The sequence below is a fragment of the Luteibacter sp. P4_E6 genome, from assembly GCF_056401535.1.
Genome location: NZ_JBFUJE010000680.1, coordinates 1 through 1,829 on the forward strand (window position 1 = coordinate 1; position 1,829 = coordinate 1,829).

A 1,829-nucleotide genomic window follows, 5' to 3' on the forward strand; every position below is an offset into this window, starting at 1 on the left:
GGGCGAGCACGGCCCGCGCCGCCGTATCGCCGTGGGCGTGGACGTGCGCAACCGTCGCGTCGACCTCTCGCGCATGCCTCACGTGCTGTCCGAGCTGTCCATGGCCGGCGTGCACGTGCACCTGATCTTCCTCGACAGCCGCGACGACGTGCTGATCAAGCGCTACTCGGAGACCCGCCGGCGTCATCCGCTGGCCGCCGAAAAGCTCTCGCTGGCCGACTCGATCGCCCAGGAACGCAAGCTGCTGCGCCCGCTGATCGCGATCGCCGAGAAGGTCATCGACTCCAGCGACCTCAACGTGCACCAGCTGCGGCGCCTGTTCGCCACCGGCTACGCGGCGGCCTCGGACGGCACCACCCTGCTGTTCGAGTCGTTCGCCTACCGCCGAGGCCTGCCCTCGGACGCCGATTTCGTCTTCGACGCCCGCTGCCTGCCCAACCCGCACTGGGATCCCCGCCTGCGCCCGTTCTCGGGCAAGGACCAGCCCGTCAGGGAATTCCTCGACGCGAACCCCCTGGTAGGCGAATACTATGCCGACGTGACTCGCTGGCTCGAAACGTGGTTACCACGCTTCGAGGGCGAAGATCGCAGCTACGTCACCGTTTCGATCGGCTGTACGGGCGGGCGCCATCGCTCGGTCTACCTCGTCGAGAAGCTGGCCCAGCATTTCCGCTCGGAACGCGGCAACGTACTGACCTTTCATCGTGAGCTCGAATAACGCCATGACCCAGCCCATGCACCACCGAGACACCGGGCGATGAGCGTCGGCGTTCTCCTCATGACCCACGAAGCGGTCGGCAAGGCACTGATCTCGGCCGCGCGCCACGTCATGCCCAAGCTGCCGATGGACGTGGACGCCGTGGAAGTGCCACCCAGCGCGGATCCTGACGTCATGCGCACGCTCACGGCCAAGCATGCGCGCGATCTCGACCATGGCGACGGCGTACTCGTCCTCGCCGACCTTTATGGCGCCACGCCCTGCAACATCGGGCTCTCCTTGAGCGAACTGGGCGTGCACCTGCGTTGCGTGTCGGGACTGAACCTGCCGATGCTGCTGCGCGTACTCAACTACTCGGATAAATCGCTGACCGAACTGACCGAGATCGCGGCCAGTGGCGGTCGCGGAGGGATCTTCATCGACCATGCTTGAACGGGACATCGTGGTATCCAACCGGCTGGGCCTGCACGCACGCGCCTCCGCCAAACTCGTCCAGCTGGTTTCCAGCTTCAAATCGACCGTCTGGATCATCAGCAAGGGTCGCGAAGTGAATGCCCAGAGCATCATGGGCGTCATGATGCTGGCCGCCGGCATGGGCACTGCCCTGGGCGTGCGCGCCGATGGCGAAGACGAAGAGGCCGCGCTGGCGGCGGTGGTCGATCTGTTCGACCGCAAATTCGACGAGGGTGCCTGACCGATGAGAGTCGTGCTGACCGGCACGCAAGCCGCCCGGGGCATGGCCCTGGGTCGCGCGCGTCTGGTCCAGCCGAGTATCTATGCGGTCGACACCCGCATGCTCGAGGACGCGGAGATCGCGCCCGAGATCGAGCGGCTGCACAAGGCCATCGACAGCGCCCGCACGGAACTGCGTGAGCTACGCGGCAAGCTGCATGGCGCGCTGGCGCGCGAAGTAGGCGATTTCATCGACGCGCATAGCCTGCTCCTTGACGACGAAGAGCTGCTGCGCGGCCTGGACGAACTCGTCGCCGTTGGCCATTACACCGCCAGCGCGGCGCTGAAGATGCAGCGCGACCGCCTTGCCGCGGTATTCGACGCCATGAACGACCCTTACCTCAAGAGTCGCGGCGAAGACATCGACCAGGTCATCGGC

At 65.9% G+C, this 1,829-nt stretch carries 4 protein-coding genes; all 4 read left to right on the plus strand.

What is annotated here, in order from left to right:
- Positions 1-718 (plus strand): RNase adapter RapZ (rapZ, locus tag AC1DT2_RS22305; RefSeq protein ID WP_477298805.1); only part of this gene is annotated, 718 nt, incomplete at its 5' end.
- Positions 719-757: 39 nt separating this feature from the next.
- The gene (locus tag AC1DT2_RS22310) at positions 758-1,150 is read left to right on the plus strand and encodes a PTS sugar transporter subunit IIA (RefSeq protein WP_063573064.1); all 393 of its coding nucleotides are present in this window, start codon (positions 758-760) and stop codon (positions 1,148-1,150) included.
- Positions 1,143-1,412, plus strand: coding sequence for an HPr family phosphocarrier protein (locus AC1DT2_RS22315; RefSeq protein WP_063573065.1), 270 nt, complete (start codon positions 1,143-1,145; stop codon positions 1,410-1,412). Before AC1DT2_RS22310 ends, AC1DT2_RS22315 begins: the two co-directional genes overlap by 8 nt.
- 3 nt (positions 1,413-1,415) lie before the next feature.
- Positions 1,416-1,829: phosphoenolpyruvate-utilizing N-terminal domain-containing protein (locus AC1DT2_RS22320; RefSeq protein ID WP_477298806.1), on the plus strand; the 414-nt coding region annotated here is incomplete at its 3' end.